We start from the raw sequence: 19263 nt of genomic DNA on the forward strand, positions 1-19263 counted from the left end.
GCGGGTCCGCCCGAAGACCTGCGGGTAGTAGTCGTCGCCGTACGTCCCCCAGGTCAGCCACTCCGCGCTGAGCTCCAGCTCCTCCGGCGTCGCGTCCGGGTCGAGCCCCGCCGAGCAGAGTGCGAAGTCGAAGCCGACCAGCATCTCCTCGTCCCACAGGTCCTCCAGCATCCCCATCCGGCGCGCCCACTCCACCGAACGGGCCAGGGCCTCCTGGTGGTGCGGGCTGAGCGACAGCTCGAAGGGCATGTCGAAGTCGGGCAGCAGCGACGGCCCCACGCGCTGGTGCGGCACATGCGTGAAACTGCGCAGCCGAGCCGCGGCCGGGCGGCCGAACAGGGTCCGGATGTCCAGGGCCGATGTCCCGAGCACCCCGTCGGTCCACGAATTCCCTGTCTCCACACCCTCGTTCATGTACCGGCTGGAACGCAGATGCCATTCGTGGCCACCGGACTGCCAGTCCTGGAGCCCCTTGGTGTAGAGGGCGACCGCCGCGCATTCCTCGGGGCCGAGCCCCTTCTCCACGCACAGCGCGGGGACTTCGGTGAGCGCGGTGTTCTCGAACTGCTGGAGCCGGGAGGTGAGCAGGTCGTTGACGGCCTCGGCGGCCTCCTGCGTGGTGCAGCCGAGGAACTTCTCCAGGACGAGGACACCGTTGCTGTTCTCGCCCTCGTCCTCGACCTCCCGCTGGTACGAGAAGAGGTCGTTGCGCAGGTGCACGGCGTCGGAGAAGGCGTCGGTGAGCACGCGCAGCGGCCGGGAGCCGGCCACCTGCGCGGGGATCTCGGCGCCCGCCGCGTACTCGACGAGCCCCGCCGACCAGGGGGCGCCGCCGACCTTGCGGCGCATCTCGATGTACTCCACCGGATTGGCGATCCGGCCCTCGTTGATGTTGGACAGCTCCCACATCGACTCGTTGAGGAGGTTCTCCGTCGCCAGCGCGAACCGGGACCGCCAGCCGGGGGACATCGACGGGACCGTACGCATCCACAGATCCGCGAGCCCCGCCTCCACCGGATTGGTCGGCTCCGGCATCGGGGTGGCGGGGTCCAGCGGCATGAACAGCGGCAGCCGGTCCAGATAGGCCTTGCCGCCCGCCCGGTCCTGGGTCCGCTTGAAGACGTCGAGGAAGTGGTCGTCGAAGAAGAAGACCCACACGTACCAGTCGGTGACCAGCGACAGGGCCTCGGCGTCGCAGTCGGGGTGGGTGTAGGAGCACAGCAGCGCGTAGTCATGGGAGTCGAGGTCGTGCTCCTCCCAGATACCCGAGCCTTCGAGCATCCCCATGCGGCGCGCCCACTCCTTGGTGTGCGTCCGGGCCTCCTCCACATGGGGGTTGAGCCGTGCCGGATACGGGACATAGAAATCCGGCAGTACGAAGGGCTGTGCCATGCGTGCCAGGCCTTTCGGTGAACGGTCGTCACTTCCGGCCGTGCCCTACCCCTGCCCGGGGCGCCCCACTCCGCCACCCGGATTAGTCATATGAACGCCGCACTCCGGCTCGTGCGCTCAGGAATGAACCGCCCCCGGTCCGCGCTTGACCTTCATACCGATATGAAGCTTTAGCGTCGCCCCATGAGCACATACCCCGCGACCTCCTCCCTCGTCCACCGCAACGGCCGCGCCGCCACCGCGGGCGACCTGGCCCCGCTCGCCTTCGCCGGCTACGCCCACTTCACCGCCATGCAGATCCGCGACGGCCGGGTTCGCGGCCTCGACCTCCACCTCCGGAGGCTGCGCCGCGCATCGGCCGAACTCTTCGGCCGGGCACTCCCCGACGAGCTGGTCCTCACCCGCCTGCGGCAGGCGCTCCAGGACGGGCCGGCAGACCTGTCGCTGACGGCCACGGTCTACACACCGTCGGGCGAATTCACCGTCGCGGACCCCGACGAGGAGCCCGAGCTGCTCATCCGTACCGCAGCGCCCTCGACAGGGCCCGAGGGGCCGCTGACGCTGGCGACCGTCACATACGAACGGGTCCTGCCGACCGTGAAGCACGTCGGAGAGGTGGCCAAGACCTACTTCCTCCGTGACGCCGTCGCCCAGGGCTTCGACGACGCCGCCTTCGTCGACCGCCGAGGCCGCCTGAGCGAGGCGACGGTCTGGAACCTCGCCTTCTGGGACGGCTCGGCGGTCGTCTGGCCCCTGGCCGAGATGCTGGAAGGCACGACGATGGCCGTCGTCCGCCGGCAACTCGACAGGCTCGGCGTCCCCCAGCGCGTCCAGGAGATCACCCCCGCCGACCTGCCGGCGCTGGCCGGAGCAGCGGTGATGAACTCCTGGACACCGGGAGTGGCGGTGCACCGGATCGGCACCGCCGCCCTGCCCGAGGCCCCGGACTTCCTCGACCTGCTCCACCGTGCCTACCGGGCCGAACCTCTCACCGCCCCCTGAGCGCCGTACGCCCGCCGGACGCAGGGTCAGACGCGCGAGACCGTCACGTCCGACGCCTTCACGAAGGCGACCCGATGCCCGAACTGGATCTCGTAGTACAGCTCCTTGCCGCGCACCACGGCGTGACCGGTCGTGTCGTACACCGGCGCGTAGAAGTACTCGCCGGGTGTACGGTCACCCACCACATACGACTGCCCGGCCGCCAGGGTGTACGGCAGCGGAACGATCGCCTGCACGGGCACCACCGGCGGATACGCGGCCGCCTCGGGGTAGGCCCGCCCGTACACCGGGACCACGGCCAGGCCCTCCTTCGAGGTCAGCACCCAGCCCCGCGCGCCCACCGCCGTCGGCGCCGAGCGCGGATTGTGGAACCAGGCCTTCTGCCCCAGGTACCAGATCGCCGTCCAGTCGCCGCGACGCTCGGCCACCGCGTACTGCTGGCCCGTGGACGCCCGCGCACCCGTGTCGTTCACCCCGGTCGTCGCGGGGCTCCCGCCCGGGCTCAGCCCGATGTCCTTCACGAGCGGGCTGCTCGCGTCAGGTGCGCTGTGCAGCCGCACCGCGCCGCTGCCGTGCGGCGCGCAGGTGTCACCGGGCTTCAGACAGCTCGTGTACACCGGCCGGTGCCGGACGTAGTCGGGACGGATCGTCACCACGGCGCTGTCCGGCCCGGCGGCCGGCGTGAACGGCCTGCCCAGCAGGTGGAAGTAGTGGTCCCAGTCCCAGAACGGCCCCGGGTCGGTGTGCATACCGCGGATCGTCGCCGGGACCGTCCCCGGCACGTTGTCGTGCCCCAGGATGTGCTGCCGGTCCAGCGGGATGTCGTACCGCTTGGCCAGATACCTCACCAGACGCGCCGACGCCCGGTACATCGCCTCCGTGTACCAGGCGTCCGGGGACACCAGGAACCCCTCGTGCTCCAGACCGACCGACTTGGCGTTCACGAACCAGTTCCCGGCGTGCCAGCCGACGTCCCTCAGCGGCAGGTGCTGGGCGACGTGCCCGTCGGAGGAGCGCAGCGAGTACTGCCAGGACACGTACCTCGGGTCCTGCACGAGCTTCAGCGTCGACTCCCAGGTCGCCTCGGTGTCGTGCACCACGATGTACCTGATCGACTGGGACACCGGCCGGTTCGCCTTGTCGTGGTTGCCGTAGTCACCGTCGCCGAACTCCTCGTACGGTGCCGGGATCCACTCGCACGCCACCGTCACCGGGCACTCCGACCGCCCACGGTCGGCCATCCGCAGCCCCAGCGCCGCGACCTGACCGGGATCCACGACCACATCCGGGTCCGGCGGCAGCGACACCACCTGCCCGCTGTCCGTGACCCGCCGCTGACCGGTACGGATCACGTCGAAGACGTCGTTCGCGTACGTCCTCGCGGTCGCCGTGTCGTCCGCGCCCGAGTACCGCGCCACCGCACCGAACCATGCCGACGGATCGGCGCTCGCCGGCCGGCCCAGCTGCCGCTGCGCGGCGGCCAGCAGCGCCGCGCCGCCCCGGATGTTCGCGGCGCGGCTCGTCCGCAGCTCCTCGGCCGCGATCCCGGACACCGCCGCCGCCCGCTCCAGGGTCCGCAGCCGCGGCGGCAGCTCCGACGCCTCCGGCAGCGGGGCCTCCGTGCCGTACTTCGGCCCGCGCGCTTCGTCACCGCGGGCGTCCTCAGCTCCATGGGAGTGGTGTGGGGCGCGCGCCAGCGCGGTCCGGGCATCGGTCAGATGCATCGGACCGTACCCGCCGCTCACACTCGGCGCGCCGCCGTGCCCGTCCCAACGGGACTGCATGTACGCCACGGCAAGCAGCACACTCGGAGGTACGTCGTACCGCTTGGCGGCCGCCGCGAACTCGGCCTGGAGCGATCCGGTCACCGGCTGCCCGGCGGTGGCGGAGGGGCCCGCCGACAGCAGGGGCAGCAGCAGCGCCAGGGACGCGACGGCGCCCAAGGCTCCGCCGGCGCGTCCGCGGGCGCGCCTGGGGAAGGGAAGACGGGGCAAGGCAGCCTCCTGGGACGGCGGTGACGTCGGGGGTACAGCGCCGGACCCGTACAGGCGTAACCGTTTCCCGACGGCCCGTCAATGACCCTGCCCCCTCGGAGAGTTCCCAGATCGGAGCCGTTCGGGGGAGTTTCGGGGCGATGGCGCGCGGGCCTGCGGCGCGTCAGTGGAGTGGACCTGTGCCGCCGGGGAGCCGCCCGCAGGAGGCCGGAAACGACAGTGCGCTGTGCGTCCGGTGTGTCGGCACCGGGCACACAGCGCACTTCCCCCTCGTCGTCGGCCGGAGCGCCTCAGCGCGTCCCGACCGCAGCGCGCACGGCCCGCCGTGCCAGCGCGCAGTCATCGTGCAGCCGCCTCAGCAGCAGCCGCTGTTCCTCCCCGGGGGAGACCGCACCGGACGGCAGCTGCACCGAACCCGCCGGCGGAGCCTCACGGATCGTGCGCTGCACCGCCGTCTCGTACGTCCGGATCTCCCGGGTCAGCACCATCATCAGGTTCACCAGGAACGCGTCCCGCGACGCCGGACCCGCCGACTGCGCCAGACCGCTGATCTGCCGCCGCGCCAGCGGGGCGTCACCGAGGACCGACCAGAGGGTCGCCAGGTCGTACCCGGGCAGGTACCAGCCCGCGTGCTCCCAGTCGACCAGAACCGGTCCCGTCGGCGACAGCAGGATGTTCGACAGCAGCGCGTCGCCGTGACAGAACTGGCCCATGCCCTGGCGGCCACCCGCGTGGGCCAGGCCGTGCAGCAGCTTCTGCAGGTCGTCCCGGTCCCGGTCGGTGAAGAGCCCGAGCTCGTGGTAGCGGGCGATCCGGGACGCGTAGTCCAGCGGCGCGTCGAACGTGCCGGCCGGCGGCCGCCAGGCATTGAGCCGGGCGATCGCCCCCAGCGCGGCCCGTACGTCCGCCCGCGGCGGGGCCTCCATCGGGTGCCGCGTCAGCGCCGCCGGGCGTCCCGGCATCCGCTCGATCACCAGCGTGCAGTTCTCCGGATCCGCGGCGATGAGCCGCGGCGCCCGCACAGGCGGGCGGTGCCGGACGAACGCACGGTATGCCCCTATTTCGTGCCGGAACCGCTCGGTCCAGACCGGCGAGTGATCCAGTAAACACTTCGCGACCGCAGTCATCCGTCCCGTGGTCCCCACGATCAGCACGGACCGGCCGCTGCGGCGCAGCACCTGCACCGGATGGAACTCGGGGCAGATGCGGTGCACGGAGGCGATCGCCTTGCGCAGCTGCGCGCCCTGGGGGCCGGACAGGTCGATTCTCCCGCTCAGCGGCTGGGGCACGTTCCCTGCCCAGCGTCGGGCCCGACCCGCCTGCGTGGGGTCGAGGAACGGTCCGCTTCCGGCCTGGGCCGGGACGGTGCGCTGCGGCCGGGGCGGGGCGGACACGGAGGACGATGCTGTGTACATGGGCGAGACAGATCCCTTCGTGTGCCGACGAGTTGCGTACGCCTGCCCCGTCCCGTTCCCCGATCGACACCCTGGGGAATGCGGGCCGGTTTCCGGGGCGGGGTGGCGCTTTCCTACCTGACACCCAGGCGCGGGTGGCGGAACATCGGGCGCACCCTGGCGAACCCTGGCGAATAGTCGCCAGCCCTATGACAGGGGGTTACTGTCAACTCAGCCGAGAACCTGGGGGCTTGACGTGACCGGAGATTCCAACACCCGCCTTGCAGACCTGTTCGGCCTCGCCGGCTGGTCCAAGGGAGAGCTCGCGCGGCTCGTGAACCGGCAGGCGGCGGCCATGGGCCACCCCCAGCTGGCGACCGACACCTCGCGGGTGCGGCGGTGGATCGACATGGGGGAGATCCCCCGCGATCCCGTGCCCAGAGTGCTGGCAGCCCTGTTCACCGAGCGACTCGGCCGTGTCGTGACCATCGAGGACCTCGGGTTCGTACGACACGGGCGCGCCGGCAAACGGCAGAACGTCAGGAACGGCGACAACCCTGACGGGCTGCCCTGGGCGCCCGAGCGTACGGCGGCGGTCCTCACCGAATTCACGGGAATGGACCTCATGCTCAACCGACGCGGCCTGGTGGGCGCGGGCGCCGCGCTCGCCGCAGGCTCCGCACTCAGCAGCGCCATGCACGACTGGATCCACACCAACCCCGCACCAGCAACCGACGCCCCCCGCGCCACCGATCCCCTGCACGCCGACCCCGCTGGGTTCGACCGCTACGAAGCCGCCCCCATCGGGTCGCAGGAGATCGAAGCACTGGAACGTTCCGTCGAAGTGTTCCGCGCCTGGGACGCGGCGCGCGGCGGAGGCCTTCAGCGCAAGGCCGTGGTGGGCCAGCTCAACGAGGTGGGCGGCATGCTCGCCTACCGCCACCCCGATCACCTCCAGCGCCGGCTGTGGGGCGTCGCCGCCAACCTGGCTGTCCTCGCCGGCTGGATGTCCCACGACGTGGGACTCGAACCCACCGCCCAGAAGTACTTCGTCATCGCCGCCCACGCGGCCCGCGAGGGCGGCGACCGGCCACGCGCCGGCGAGGCCCTGTCCCGCGCCGCGCGACAGATGGTCCACCTCGGACGTCCCGACGACGCCCTGGACCTGATGAAGCTCGCCAAGTCGGGCTCGGGCGACGAGGTACTGCCCCGGACCCAGGCCATGCTGCACACCATCGAGGCCTGGGCGCAGGCCTCCATGGGCCGCGGCCAGGCCATGCGGCGCACCCTCGGCGAGGCCGAGGACCTCTTCGTCTCGGACAAGGGCGATGTGCCACCGCCCAGTTGGATGCAGATGTTCGACGAGGCGGACATGCACGGCATGCAGGCCCTCGCCTACCGCACCCTCGCCGACCACGAACCCACCGCCGCGCTCACCGCCCAACGCCACGCCAAGCGGGCCCTGGAGCTACGGATCAACGGCCGTCAGCGCTCCAAGATCTTCGACTACATCTCGCTGGCCTCGGCGTGCTTCATCGCCGACGACCCCGAACAGGCCGACCGTTACGCCCGCCTGGCCCTGGTGTCGATGGGGGACAACTCCTCGCACCGCACCTGGGACCGGCTGCGCGAGATGTACCGGCTCACCGCGCAGTACGCCGGCTACGCGAAGATCGAGGACCTGCGCGAGGAGATCGCGCTCGCCCTGCCCAAGCAGACCCGGACGGCGGGGGCCTGAGCCACCCCGCCCCTCCCACCCCACAGAGAAAGAACGACCTTCCAGAGAAAAGAACGAGGGCGCGCCGAGCGCGCCCTCGTCACCGGCCGGTCTCCAGATCGTCCACTTCCATGGGCCCCGTCGACATTCGGGGCCCAGTCTCTTTTCCTAGCCGCCCACCCGGACCACCAGCACGCAGGCGTCGTCCTCGCGCGGCCCCTGACCGAACTCCTCGACCACCGACCGTACGACTTCCTGCGCGTCCCGGGCCCGGGCGAACCGTGGCGCGAGGGAGAGCAGGCGGTCCGTACCGAAATCGTCGCCGCCGGTGCCGCGGGTCAGCCCGTCCGTGTGCAGCACCAGTACGTCACCCGGGCGCAGCCGCACCTCGCACTGCTCGTACACGGCACCGTAGGTGGCACCGAGCAGCATCCCTTCGGGCCGCTTCAGCGCACACCCCTTCCCGCCGCGGAACAGCAGCGGGGAGGGGTGCCCTGCCTGCGCCCAGCTCAGGGTCTGGGTCACGGGGTTGTAGCGGCAGCACAGCGCACTGCCCAGCGCGGGCTGCGCGGAGGCTTCGAGCAGCTGGTTGAGATGGCTCATCAGGGCACCAGGCGCGATACCCGCCACGGCCATGCCGCGCAGCGCGCCGAGCAGCATCGCCATGGACGAGGTCGCCGTGACCCCGTGGCCGGTGAGATCGCCGACGGTCAGCAGCGCGTCTCCGCCGGGCAGCGCCAGCGCGTCGTACCAGTCCCCGCCGATCAGCCCGGAGCTCACGGAGGGGAGGTAGTGCCCGGCCAGATCCAGCGGCGCGGGCCCGCCGGTCGCGAACCGCAACGACCCCCGCCAGGGCGGCAGCACGGCCTCCTGGAGCTCGACCGCGACCCTGCGCTCCGTCTGCTCGATGTGCTGCATGCGCTGGAGCGAGTCGCTGGACTCGCGGACCGCCCGCTCGCTGCGGCGCAGCTCGCTGACGTCTCGTAAAACGGCCCACATCGACGCGGTGCATCCATCGGAGTCGAGCACCGGCTCGCCCATCATGTGCACCGTCCGCACCCGGCCGTCGGCGCGCACGATCCGGAACTCTCCGTCGATCGGCTTCCCGTCGATCAGACAGTCCGTGACCATGGCTTGAAGTAGACCCTGATCCTCGGCGAAGACCATCGACGGCATCTCGTCGAGCGTCATCGGACCCCGCTCTCGCGGCCGCCCGAAGATCTGGTACAGCTCCTCGGACCAGCTCACCTCGTCGGTGAGGAGGTTCCACTCGGCGCTGCCGACCCGGCTGAGCAGCGAACCGGTGCGCTGCGCCGACATCTCCTCGTAGACGGGCCCGGCGAGCGCACCGGCCGACTCGTCCAGGACCGGCTCGGTCTTCTGCTCAGGCACCCCGGCGCGCAACTGGCCGAGATGGGCGCCGAGATCGTCGAGCTGGTGCATGGCCAGCTCGCACAGGGCGCGCTGCCAGCGTCCCTGCGGGTCGTCCTCGTCCGTCACCGCGTCCCGGCGCACCGCGTCCACGTCGCCGCGCAGCCGCCGGGTCTGCGAGATGAGGGCGTCCACGGTCCCGCGCTCGGGAGGCTGCTGGGCGGGACGGTCCGCGAACAGATGGGACGGCATGTCGTACTCCGATGCAAGCGCGGCGCGGCCATGTCTGAAAGGGTGGGCCAGTTACGACTGTTGCACAGGCGGCGACGGCCTGTAAGTGATTTGGCAACACTCGATACGGTGGTGCTTCTGGTATATGCCAACGGCCCGGTGGTTATCGGCCAGCGAAGCGGGCCGTGGACGGCCCGCCGGAGGGCTACGGTGCTCATGTGGTGATGAACGACGTGGTCGGCACGGTGATCGACGATACGGCCCAGGCCGGGAACGGGGGTGCGGCGAGGGCCATGAGCGAGGACTCGGCGGGGACCGCGCTGCTGCTGGCCGCGGCTCCCGCGGGCAAGGGCCGCGTCATCGACGCGGCGTCCGCGCTGCCCGCCCTCGCGGCCGTACCGCCCAGCGCCCTGACCGGGACCGGCGCGGCCACCGTGGTCGAGCTGGCCGACCCGCTCGACCCCCAGACCGTCCTGACACGGCTGCGGGCCGCCGCCGCGGCGCCCGGCCCGCTCTCCGTCTACATCGCGGGCCAGCTCCACCTCGACCGCCGGCAGGGGCTGCCGCATCTCGCCCTGGCCCGCACGGCCACCGCGACCCTGCGGTACACCGCGCTGCCCTGGCACTGGCTGGCGGGCGAGCTGAAGATCCGCAGGCCGGGCACCACGCGTGTCGTCGTCGACCTGGTCGCGGACGCCGAGGTATGGGAGCGCTGGGCCGGCCACGGCACCCTCCTGTCGCTGGGTCAGGGCACGAGTCTGTACGGCCGGGTGGCCCCGCCGCCACCCCGCCGCACGGTGGTGCTCCCCGCCTATTTGAAGGCCTATGCGTCGATCTGGCGCAGTGGCGCCCGCCCGCCACTTCCCCTGCTGCACGAACAGGCCGCGGCGCGTGCGGGGGCCGAGGACGGAGCCGTCCTGCTGGCGACGGACGGCACGGCGCCGACGCCTTGGCCGTCCGGGGCGATGACCGGCATGGCGCCGCCTGCCGGGCCGTCCGCGCCGCTGACCACCAGCGCAACGCCTCCGCCGGCCGGGCCGGTGGCCGCCGCGGCACCCGCCGTGGCCGCGCCCGCCCCCGACCCGCATCCGGCGATCCTCGCCGCCGCGCAGGCGGGGCGCCACGCCGAGGCCGCGGCCGCCGCGGCCGCCTGGGAGCAGGACGCCCTGCGCCTCCACGGTCCCCGCTCGCCGCAGGCGATTCACTGGATGGAGGTACGCGCCGACCTCGCCCGGCTGGCCCAGGACCCCGCCCGCAGCTGTGAGTTGTGGCTCGTCGCCGCACGGGCCCGGCTCGACGCGGGCGGCTCACCGGCCGACCGGGACGTCGAGGGCGCGGTCGACCGGGCACACCACCAGTGGGAGCGGCTGACCGACCCGGCCCGCGCCCAAGCCCTGGCCCCCGCGCTCGTCGCGCTGCGCGAGCGGGTCCCCGGCCGTCAGCCGGGCGCCGTCGAGGCGCTCCGGCGCCGGCTGGGCTGACGGCCGCCGCGCCCCGCGCCGACCGGTCCGGGTCCCCGTCCGTGTCCTACGCGTCGTCCTCGTCGTCCTCGTCGAAGTCGTCGTCGAATCCGTCGTCGAGGTAGTCGTCGTCGAGCGCGTCGACCAGGCGCTCGTCGATCGGATTGCCCAGTGCGTCCTTCTCCATCAGCATGCGGCGCAGCACGTTCAGTGGGTACAGGCCGCGCTCCGGGCCCTCCGAAGGCAGGCTCACGCAGGGGGTGTCGAGAACGCCGGGCCGGTCGGCCGGGTCGAAGAGCGGGGCCGGTTCCTGGTCGTCGGCGGTGTCGGGCTCGTACTTCCAGACCGTTCCCCGCTCGCGGCAGACGACTTCGCCGAGGTACCAGACGGCGCCCTGCACGAACGGTTCCCGTCGCTGGGCGGCGATCTCCGCGTCGGTGCCGAACGTCTGCCGCAGGAGGTCGTCGAGGACGTCGAGGGAGGCGGGGCTGAAGTCGAACCGCTCCACGCCGCCGGCGTCCTCCGCCCAGCGGGGGAAGGCGGCCTGTCGTTCGGCCAGCCAGGCAAGGAGCTCGGGGTGCCGGGCCGGGTCGGTGCCGTGGTGTGCGTGGTCGGTCATAGCGGCCCACCGTAGCGAACCGGTCCGGCGCCACATTCAACTGCCTGTGGAGGTTCTGTAGTTGAGTCATGTCCCGTCGGTAAACCGTTGCATCAGCAAGCGCGGGGGGCCCTAGTGTGGGCCGTCGGCGGACGGGGACATGTCACGGGGGCCCCACCCCGCCCGCCCTTCCTGTCCCATGAGCCCCCTATCAGGGACCTCAGTGAGCACTCCGATAACGACGCGCCTGAAGCGGCGCCTGGCCTCGTGCCTCGCGATCGCCTCGGCGGCCGGGATGATGCTGGTCGGCCTTCCGGCCGCACCCGCGCAGGCCGCGCCCGGCGACACTGCGAAGATCACGACCGGAAAGCGGTGCGACCAGCTCCACCTCGGCAAGAAATACCCGCGGACCCCCGCGAACTCCGGGGCGCCGGGCAGCCGTCACCACGACGTCTTCCCCGGGGCGGACGAGCAGTACTTCTTCGACAACCTCTTCAAGGGGTTCGACAACCTCCCCGCCCCGACGCCGCAGCAGCTCGGTCAGGTCGGCCGTACGGACGACGACATCGACGCGTGGGACAAGAAGTACGCGGCGTCGAAGGACCCGGACGACATGCGTAGCGGCATCTACGCCCGCTACAACCGGTTCAAGGACACGGCGCAGAACCCGAACGTGCCGTTCGGGAAGTGGATGAAGCGCTTCCTGATCAACAACGAGATCAACAACCACAAGGGTGGCGCGTTCGAGCGCAAGACGGTGCGCGACTTCAACATGATCGGCCCGGACTGGCTGTGTGAAGTCACCATCGAGATCCGCGACAAGGACGGCAAGCTCGTCGCACGCCGTAAGTACGACTCCTACAATCAGAAGCTGAACCAGTTCGGCGAGTTCAAGTCCAACGGCAAGTACCGCTCGAACCAGCTCAAGGCCGACAAGATCATCATGCGGCACAAGGACGCCAAGTTCGACTTCACCAAGAACAGGCTGGTCATGTACGCCGGGGAGAAGGCGACCCGGGGGACGACGAACCAGTACGGCGCCCTGAACAAGGCCCTCCAGGGCGAGCGGAACACCACGGGCAACCCGGTCCGTATCTACGAGCGGCGCGCGACCGGCAAGGGTGTCTTCCCGACCACGAAGTACTCCAAGTCCTACCCGGTCATGAACCCCGACCCGTCGAAGGGCTCCCGAGGCCCCCTCAACGACGCCGCGTTCGACTCGGGCAGGACCCCGAAGGAAGCCAAGGCACTCCAGCGCCAGTACCAGCAGGTCAACACCCGCAGCGGCCTCGGACGCGGCCCCGGCGGCATCGACTTCTCCACCCTCCAGCTCCAGTACGTCGGCAACCCCGTCAAGGGCAAGGGCCTCGACTACTCCTTCAAGGCCGACTACATGCCCGACGAGGACGAGAACCCCGGCTACGGCGGCCAGGCCAAGCTCCAGCTCGCCTCCGACGCCATGTTCACCTGGCTCGCGCTGACTCCGGACAAGTTCTGGGTCAACCTCAACCCCGACCAGCCCGACCGGATCATGGACTCGGCCTTCGCGAAGACCGACGCCGGCCGGGTCCTCCTCGAAGCCGACCTGGCGATGAAGCACGACTTCGCCAACGCCCTCAACCCCGACAAACACGCCGGCGCGCGCCGGTTCTGGGACACCGCACCGCGCCGTGACGGGATGCCCTGCTTCCCGATGGTCCGCCTGTGGATCGAGCCCAAGACCGCCAAGGTCCGTGAGCAGGACGGCGGGATCTACATCCTCGACGCGCCGCTGAAGGTGTCCACCGAGTGGATGGACGTCAAGTACGAGAACCCCGGCGCCCGCGTCTGCAAGCTCACCGACCCCGAGAAGCGCGCCAGCGAGACCCTGCTGCGGGCCAACGTCATCCCCGAGGTCGAGAAGCGCGTCAACACCACCGCCACCTACGCCGACCTGCGCCGCGTCTACGCGTCCCGGGTCGCCGCGGAGTGGATCCGCCAGCAGGACGCCAAGACCCCGACCGACTTCCGCAAGATCATCAACAGCAACGCCGTCGACCGCTGGAAGCTGCGCGGGCCGAACGAGAAGTGGTCCAAGACCGAGACCTGGCAGCGGTACATGAAGTCCTACCGCGAAGGCGTCGAGTGGTTCGAGCTCCGCTACGGCGGCAAGGTTTACAACCAGGGCGTCGGCGGCGTCGACTTCTCCAAGTCGCCGAAGCGGAACATCACCGGGACACGCTTCCAGGTCGAGCACCCGCGCCTGCCCGCCACCACCAAGACGTCCGTCCGCGCGGAGATCTCCGCCCGCGAGAGCGACACGTCCTACCTCGGCGGCAACGGCGCGGGCGAGAGCGACAACGGCGGTACCCCCGCCCCCAGCCCGACGCCCACCGACCCGGGGAAGCCCACCCCGACGCCGACCGGCCCGGGCACGCCCGACCCGACCCCCACCAACCGCCCCGGCCCGGGCGAGACCGGCGGCAACAAGCCCGACCCGGACGGCGACCTCGCCAACACCGGCAGCGACACCCCCGTCGGCCTGATCGCCGGCATCGCCGCGGCCGCGGTGGCCGCCGGCGCGGGCCTCGTCTGGTGGAAGCGACGCCGCAACGCCATGGGCTGACCGGCCACAGCACCCGTACGAAGAGGGGGTTTCCCGTTCCGGGAGGCCCCCTCGCGGCGTGTGGGGAGGTGACGACGGAGGTCAGCTGATCTTCTGGCCCGCCGCCAGCTTCGCGACCATCCTGGTCAGCCGCTCCGCCCGGTTCTCGGCCGTGCGGGCCGTCACCAGCCGCAGGATCACCAGATAGCGGTCCGTCTTGCCGAGGCTGTCGTAGAAGTCCCTGGCCTCCGGGGAGGCGGCGAGCGCGGCCTCGAGGTCGGGCGGGACCGTCGCCTCCTTCTGCGAGGGGTACGCGGCCGCCCACCGCCCGTCCTCCTGGGCCGCCCGGACCTCCGCGAGACCGGGCTCGCGCATCCGGCCGGCGGCGGTCAGGGCGTCGACCTTGCGGACGTTCACCAGGGACCACAGGCTGCGCGGGCGACGCGGGGTGATCTTCTGCAGGAAGTGGACGGCGTCGTACGCCCTGCGCTGCCCGTCGATCCAGCCGAAGCACAGGGCGACGTCGATGACCTCTTCCGAGGTCATCGACGTGACGCCCGAGCCCTTCTTGGCGAGCATGAGCCAGACACCGGACGCCGTCGCGTGATGCCCCTCCAGCCAGGCCTCCAGCACGCCGGTGTCCGTGGGAACGAGCACCTCAAGTCCGTCGAGTCTGTTCATGACCACCAGAGTGCCTGCCCGCCGGGCCCGACGCGGCGATGAGCGATGATCTCGGTATGAGCAGGAACGACACAGAGATACGGATCCGGCGCGCCACCGCGCGCGACGCCCGGCGGCTGACCGCCCTGGTGCGTACCTCGCGCGCCTACGAGGGGCCGTACGCGTCGATGGTCGCCGACTACCGTGTGGGCCCCGACTACATAGAGACCCACCGGGTGTTCGTGGCCGCCGGGGCCGGCGGTGGGGTGCTCGGTTTCTACGCGCTGGTGGTGGATCCGCCCGAGCTGGACCTGCTCTTCGTATCCGACGCGGCGCAGGGTCTGGGGGTGGGCCGGCTCCTCATGGAGCACATGAAAGGTGAGGCGCGGGAGGCCGGGCTGACCGAGGTGCGGATCGTCTCGCACCCGCCCGCCGAGGGGTTCTACCTGGGGGTGGGGGCGCGCCGCGTGGGCACGGTCGAGGCCCGGCCGCCCGCGGTGATGTGGGACCGGCCCGAGCTGGTGATCGACTGCGCTCCGGTCAGGGACCTCCCCTCACGAGAAGGTCGATCGCGAAGGCCGTGATCAGCGCGCCGGCCGCCAGCGCCGTGCCCAGCCGCCCGCGGGGACCGGTCAGGGCGCGGCCCAGGAGCGCTCCGCCGCCGGCGAGCAGCAGCTGCCAGCTGGCGGACGCGGTGAACGCGGCCAGCACGAAGACGGCCTGTTCGAGGACGCCCGGGGCCTCGGCGGTCCGGGTGCCGAGGACCAGCGCCGCGAAGTAGATCACCGTGAGCGGGTTGAGCAGCGTGATCCCGACGAGCCCCAGATAGGCCCGCAGCGGTCCGGGCGGGGTGTTCACGGCCCCTGCGGCCGCCTGCGGGCGGCGGTGGCGGCGTACGGCGGTGTACGTGCCGTGCGCGGCGAGGGCGAGCAGGACCAGGGCCGACACCAGGCGCAGGGGCGCGGCGGCGGGGGCGAGCAGTGGGGCGAGCGAGGAGCCGCCCACCACGGCGACCAGTGCGTACAGTCCGTCGGCGGTCGCCACTCCCAGTGCTGCGGCGGCGCCGATCCGCAAGGACGTACGGGCCGTGAGCGCCACCAGATAGGCCGCGACCGCTCCGACCGGCAGGGCGATGCCGTACCCGGCCAGGAGCCCCGCGACGAGCGCGGCGGTCATGCGACGGGCGGCGTAGGCCTCCGTCGGGGGCCGGGCTGCTGCTGGCCGCGCGTCATACGGACGGCGGGCATCAGCGGCAGGAAGGCGAAGGTGAGTGTCATGGCCGGATTCTGACGACGCCGGCCGGCCACGGGCAACTCAATTCAAGGACGGGCGGGATGCCGCGGAGGCGCGCGGCGCGGGCAGGGGACGGTGCTGCACCCCGGTCGGTTCCAGGAGGTGCAGCACCGCGGTCGTGCGGTCAGGTTGTCCTTCTGCCACTCCTGCCCTTGCTCATGAGGAGACCGCCCGCAACGAGTGCGAACAGACAGACACAGGCTCCCGTGATCACGTTGCTGAGAATCGCTCCGGTGCCGGCGTCACGCGACACCACCCACGGGGAGATGATCAGCCAGACGCCCAGCAGCAGGACGACGAAGTTGAGGTCCTGGGACCTTTCGGGCGCCATGGACATCGCGAGTCCGAGGACCGCGATGGCGATGCCGCAGATCAGGTTGGAGAGGGCCAGCTCCGGCTTGGCGGCTGCGAAGTGGACCGTCCATGCGGAGATCGCAGCGTAGATACCGGCCAGGAGCACCAGCTCCTCGACCGCCGCCACGCCTCGGGTTCCGAGCATCTTCGCGTACCGTTCGCGCATTTCCGATGCGTCGGGGTGCCCCGCGATGTCGCCGGGACGGTGAGAGACGTCGGCCATTCCACTCGCCTCCTTATAGCGTGTGCAAGATGCCGCAGTCCCATTGTGCTCTTATATGCCCTTTATGTGTAGTTCTGGGCTCAAGGGTTTCCGGGGAGCCCGGCGACCGGCGCCGTACCGTCACCGGGGGTTACCCACGGCGACGTACATGCTGTGCGACGTATCCTCGCGTGCACGGCCGGAAAGGGGTGCGGGGATGGGCTGGGGCGGGCGGCGGGTCTTACGGGACCGCAATGTGGTGTTCTATCTGAGCGGTGTCGTCGTCTCGGGCTTCGGCACCTCGGCCATGGCCCTCGCGGCCGGCGTGTGGGCCAAGTCCCTTACGGGATCGGACAGTCTGGCCGCCCTGACGACCTTCTGCGTATGGGCCCCCACGCTGCTCGGGCCTCTCATCGGCACGGTGGCCGACCGCACACGGCGACGGCCGCTGCTGATCTGGACCAATCTCGGCATGGCGGCCGTGCTGCTGCCGCTGCTCGCCGTCCACTCCAGCGAGCAGATCTGGGTCCTGTACGCGGTGTTGACCGTGTACGGCGTCAGTGGCGTCCTGCTCGACGCGGCGGAGGCCGCCCTGGTGGCCGCCGCCGTACCCGAAACGCTGCGCGGGGACTTCAACGGTCTGCGGATGACGGCGAACGAGGGCATGAAACTCGTCGCCCCACTGCTGGGAGCGGGCCTGTTCGTCCAGTTCGGCGGCGTGGGCGTGGCCCTGCTCGACGCCGCCACCTTCCTCCTCGCCGCCGCCGCCTTCGCCCTCATGCGTGTCGCCGAGCCCGCGCCCCGCCCGGCCACGTCCCGCCGGTGGGCCGCCGATACCGCCGAGGGCATCCGCCACCTTCGGCACCACCCGGTCCTGCGCCGCCTGGTCCTGGCCGGCGCCGCGACCATGGGCATGGCGGGGCTGAACGGCGCGCTGATCTACGCCGTCGTCGACGCCGGCCTGCACCGCTCGCCGGCCTTCGCCGGGGTGCTGTACGCCGTGCAGGGCACCGGCTCCGTCCTCAGCGGGCTGTGTGCGGGCGCCCTGCTGCGGCGGATGCCCGAACGGGCCTTCGCCGCCTCGGGAATCACGGTGTTCGCGCTGGGCCTCGTGCTGCGTACCGTGCCGTCCGTACCGGTCGGCCTGCTCGCCAGCGCGCTCATCGGCATCGGCCTGCCCTGCGTGCTGATCGCGGCCATGACCGCCGTCCAGCGCGAGACCCCGAGCGAGCTCCTCGGCCGGGTCGCGGCCACCGCCAACACCCTCCTCTTCGCGCCCAACGCCGTGGCCCTGGCCGCCGGGGCGGGCCTGGTGGCCCTGGTGGACCACCGCGTCCTGCTCCTCGCCGCCGCGGCCGTGGCGACCACCGCCGCCGCCGGGTGCCTCCTGGGCGGCCGCGGCCGGGCGAGCGCTCCCCGGCGGGAAGAATCCGTACCGGAAGAGGCCGCCGGGACCGAGCGGGAGACCGCCGGGGGAGCGGAGGCCCCCCGCGACCCCCGCTGATTCACGCGGCGCTGCCCTCCCCGGCGGTGAGCCGCACATGGATCACGCCGTCGGTGACGGTCACCTGGTGCGTACGGACCGGGCGGCGGGCGGGCAGACAGGCCGGGCGGCCCGTGCGCAGGTCGAACGCGGCTCCGTGGAGGGGGCATTCGATCAGCCGGCCTTCGAGCCAGCCCTCCGACAGGGAGGCGTCCTGATGCGTGCAGGTGTCGTCGATGGCGTACAGCTCGCCGTCGGCGTTGAACACCGCGATGGGCGGTGTGGTGTCGAGGCGGACACTGGAGCCCGCGGGAAGCTCTTCGAGACGGCAGACGGGAATCACGGGGCCCCCACTCGGTCCAGGCGGTTGGGTAGCATCATGTTTCGTATGGCGCACGACGGGGCGCTGTGCGCAACAGAATCCGGCCGGGCGCCCACGCCGTCAAGGGCCGCCCGCAGATGCGGCCCGAACCAGCCGCCACCTCACGGGAGTTGAGCCATGAGCCCCGACCAGACGGCCGCCGAGCCGCCGAAGGGGAAGACGCCTCAGGCCGCCGGAGCGGAAGGGCGTACCGCGCGGCAGAGCGCGGGCGCCATCCAGTCCGTCGACCGCGCGGTCAGCGTCCTGGAGATCCTCGCCCGGCACGGCGAGGCCGGAGTCACCGACATCGCCGACGAGCTGGAGGTGCACAAGTCGACTGCCTTCCGGATCCTGGGAGTTCTGGAGAGCCGGGGGCTCGTGGCCCAGGCCGAGGGCCGCGGCAAGTACTACCTCGGCGCCGGCATTCTGCGTCTCGCGGGCGCCGCGGCCGTACGGCTGGACATCTCCCAGGAGGCCTCGCCGGTCTGCCGCGAACTCGCCGACGAACTGGGGGAGACGGTCAACATCGCCGTCGTCGACGACGACGCGGCCGTCAACATCATGCAGGCCCGCGGCTCCGCCTCGGTCACCGCCCAGAACTGGCTCGGTCGGCGCACCCCGCTGCACGCCACCTCCAGCGGCAAGGTGCTCCTCGCCCATCTCCCGCACGCCCTGCGCGAAGGGCTGCTGGCCCGTACCCTGCCCCGCTTCACCGAGCACACCGTCACCGGAGCCGGCGTGCTGCGCGCGGAGCTCGACACCGTGCTCCAGCGCGGCTACGCCCTCGCGGTCGAGGAGCTGGAGACCGGCCTCAACGCGGTCGCGGCCCCGGTCCGCGCCCACGACGGCAGGGTGATCGGCGCCATCAGCGTGTCGGGCCCCGCCTACCGGCTGGAACCGGACCGCCTGCCGGACCTCGCCCTGCGTACCGTCGCCGCCGCCGACCTCCTCTCGAGCCGCATGGGCTACGGCATCTGACGTAGCGTCACCGGCCTTGGGGCATCGGCGATTTCGCCCATGCGGTGGTGAGCGCGGCGCGGTACGAACGGGCAGTCCGGGCCATCCGGCCACTGTCCGTTCCAGCCCCTTGACGGCCCGTCGACGGCCTTCCCAGTATGTTCCCCACCGCGCAACCCGTCGTGCACTGCGCAACAGCAGAGGAGTCTC

15 protein-coding genes and 1 pseudogene are annotated in these 19263 nt (G+C 71.6%); 7 read left to right on the top strand and 9 right to left on the bottom strand.

Annotated elements, in window-relative coordinates; all coding sequences use genetic code 11:
• Positions 1-1392: pseudogene (gene cyc2 / locus IEZ01_RS34850) on the bottom strand (germacradienol/geosmin synthase Cyc2); the annotation flags it as partial.
• A 183-nt stretch (positions 1393-1575) separates the two neighbouring features.
• Between cyc2 and IEZ01_RS12240 the strand changes: the two are divergent.
• Complete coding sequence (locus tag IEZ01_RS12240; protein ID WP_189201639.1) at positions 1576-2394, top strand: aminotransferase class IV family protein; 819 nt, start codon at positions 1576-1578, stop codon at positions 2392-2394.
• Positions 2395-2420: 26 nt separating this feature from the next.
• Here the strand turns inward: IEZ01_RS12240 and IEZ01_RS12245 are convergent, their stop codons facing one another.
• Together IEZ01_RS12245 and IEZ01_RS12250 are read right to left on the bottom strand one after the other, a co-directional pair.
• Positions 2421-4337, bottom strand: coding sequence for an N-acetylmuramoyl-L-alanine amidase (locus tag IEZ01_RS12245; protein WP_189201675.1), 1917 nt, complete (start codon positions 4335-4337; stop codon positions 2421-2423).
• A 341-nt stretch (positions 4338-4678) separates the two neighbouring features.
• Complete coding sequence (locus IEZ01_RS12250) at positions 4679-5803, bottom strand: aminoglycoside phosphotransferase family protein (RefSeq protein WP_028797191.1); 1125 nt, start codon at positions 5801-5803, stop codon at positions 4679-4681.
• Positions 5804-6038: 235 nt separating this feature from the next.
• Here IEZ01_RS12250 and IEZ01_RS12255 point away from each other — a divergent pair, with 235 nt between their 5' ends.
• Complete coding sequence (locus IEZ01_RS12255) at positions 6039-7520, top strand: DNA-binding protein NsdB (protein WP_189201641.1); 1482 nt, start codon at positions 6039-6041, stop codon at positions 7518-7520.
• Positions 7521-7667: 147 nt separating this feature from the next.
• Here the strand turns inward: IEZ01_RS12255 and IEZ01_RS12260 are convergent, their stop codons facing one another.
• Complete coding sequence (locus IEZ01_RS12260) at positions 7668-9122, bottom strand: PP2C family protein-serine/threonine phosphatase (RefSeq protein ID WP_189201643.1); 1455 nt, start codon at positions 9120-9122, stop codon at positions 7668-7670.
• A gap of 203 nt (positions 9123-9325) precedes the next feature.
• On the opposite strand from IEZ01_RS12260, the gene IEZ01_RS12265 reads away from it, so the two are divergent.
• Complete coding sequence (locus IEZ01_RS12265; protein ID WP_373287602.1) at positions 9326-10582, top strand: hypothetical protein; 1257 nt, start codon at positions 9326-9328, stop codon at positions 10580-10582.
• A gap of 46 nt (positions 10583-10628) precedes the next feature.
• On the opposite strand, the gene IEZ01_RS12270 is transcribed toward IEZ01_RS12265, so the two are convergent.
• Complete coding sequence (locus IEZ01_RS12270; RefSeq protein WP_189201645.1) at positions 10629-11180, bottom strand: hypothetical protein; 552 nt, start codon at positions 11178-11180, stop codon at positions 10629-10631.
• A 202-nt stretch (positions 11181-11382) separates the two neighbouring features.
• Between IEZ01_RS12270 and IEZ01_RS12275 the strand changes: the two genes are divergently transcribed.
• Positions 11383-13764, top strand: a complete 2382-nt coding sequence (locus tag IEZ01_RS12275) for an LAETG motif-containing sortase-dependent surface protein (RefSeq protein ID WP_052185606.1) — start codon at positions 11383-11385, stop codon at positions 13762-13764.
• Between the two features lie 81 nt (positions 13765-13845).
• On the opposite strand, the gene IEZ01_RS12280 is transcribed toward IEZ01_RS12275, so the two are convergent.
• Positions 13846-14424, bottom strand: a complete 579-nt coding sequence (locus tag IEZ01_RS12280) for a YdeI/OmpD-associated family protein (protein WP_040875081.1) — start codon at positions 14422-14424, stop codon at positions 13846-13848.
• Positions 14425-14480: 56 nt separating this feature from the next.
• On the opposite strand from IEZ01_RS12280, the gene IEZ01_RS12285 reads away from it, so the two are divergent.
• A complete protein-coding gene (locus IEZ01_RS12285; protein WP_189201647.1) occupies positions 14481-14987 on the top strand; it encodes a GNAT family N-acetyltransferase in 507 nt (168 codons plus the stop codon).
• Here IEZ01_RS12285 and IEZ01_RS12290 read toward each other — a convergent pair.
• On the bottom strand, positions 14944-15579 hold the full coding sequence (locus IEZ01_RS12290) for a LysE family transporter (RefSeq protein ID WP_019883980.1): 636 nt from the start codon (positions 15577-15579) through the stop codon (positions 14944-14946). The genes IEZ01_RS12285 and IEZ01_RS12290 overlap by 44 nt on opposite strands.
• Before the next feature lie 241 nt (positions 15580-15820).
• Complete coding sequence (locus tag IEZ01_RS12295) at positions 15821-16273, bottom strand: SPW repeat protein (protein ID WP_019883979.1); 453 nt, start codon at positions 16271-16273, stop codon at positions 15821-15823.
• A 196-nt stretch (positions 16274-16469) separates the two neighbouring features.
• On the opposite strand from IEZ01_RS12295, the gene IEZ01_RS12300 reads away from it, so the two are divergent.
• Complete coding sequence (locus IEZ01_RS12300) at positions 16470-17756, top strand: MFS transporter (protein WP_189201649.1); 1287 nt, start codon at positions 16470-16472, stop codon at positions 17754-17756.
• A 1-nt stretch (position 17757) separates the two neighbouring features.
• Here IEZ01_RS12300 and IEZ01_RS12305 read toward each other — a convergent pair whose 3' ends face one another.
• The gene (locus IEZ01_RS12305; protein WP_019883976.1) at positions 17758-18078 is read right to left on the bottom strand and encodes a bifunctional 3-phenylpropionate/cinnamic acid dioxygenase ferredoxin subunit; all 321 of its coding nucleotides are present in this window, start codon (positions 18076-18078) and stop codon (positions 17758-17760) included.
• 252 nt (positions 18079-18330) lie between these two features.
• Here IEZ01_RS12305 and IEZ01_RS12310 point away from each other — a divergent pair, with 252 nt between their 5' ends.
• Entirely contained in the window at positions 18331-19074 is a 744-nt protein-coding gene (locus IEZ01_RS12310) for an IclR family transcriptional regulator (RefSeq protein WP_028797189.1), read from the top strand.
• The last annotated feature ends 189 nt before the right edge of the window (positions 19075-19263 follow it).

It is taken from the genome of Streptomyces purpureus (genome assembly GCF_014648195.1).
Classification (GTDB): domain Bacteria; phylum Actinomycetota; class Actinomycetes; order Streptomycetales; family Streptomycetaceae; genus Streptomyces; species Streptomyces purpureus.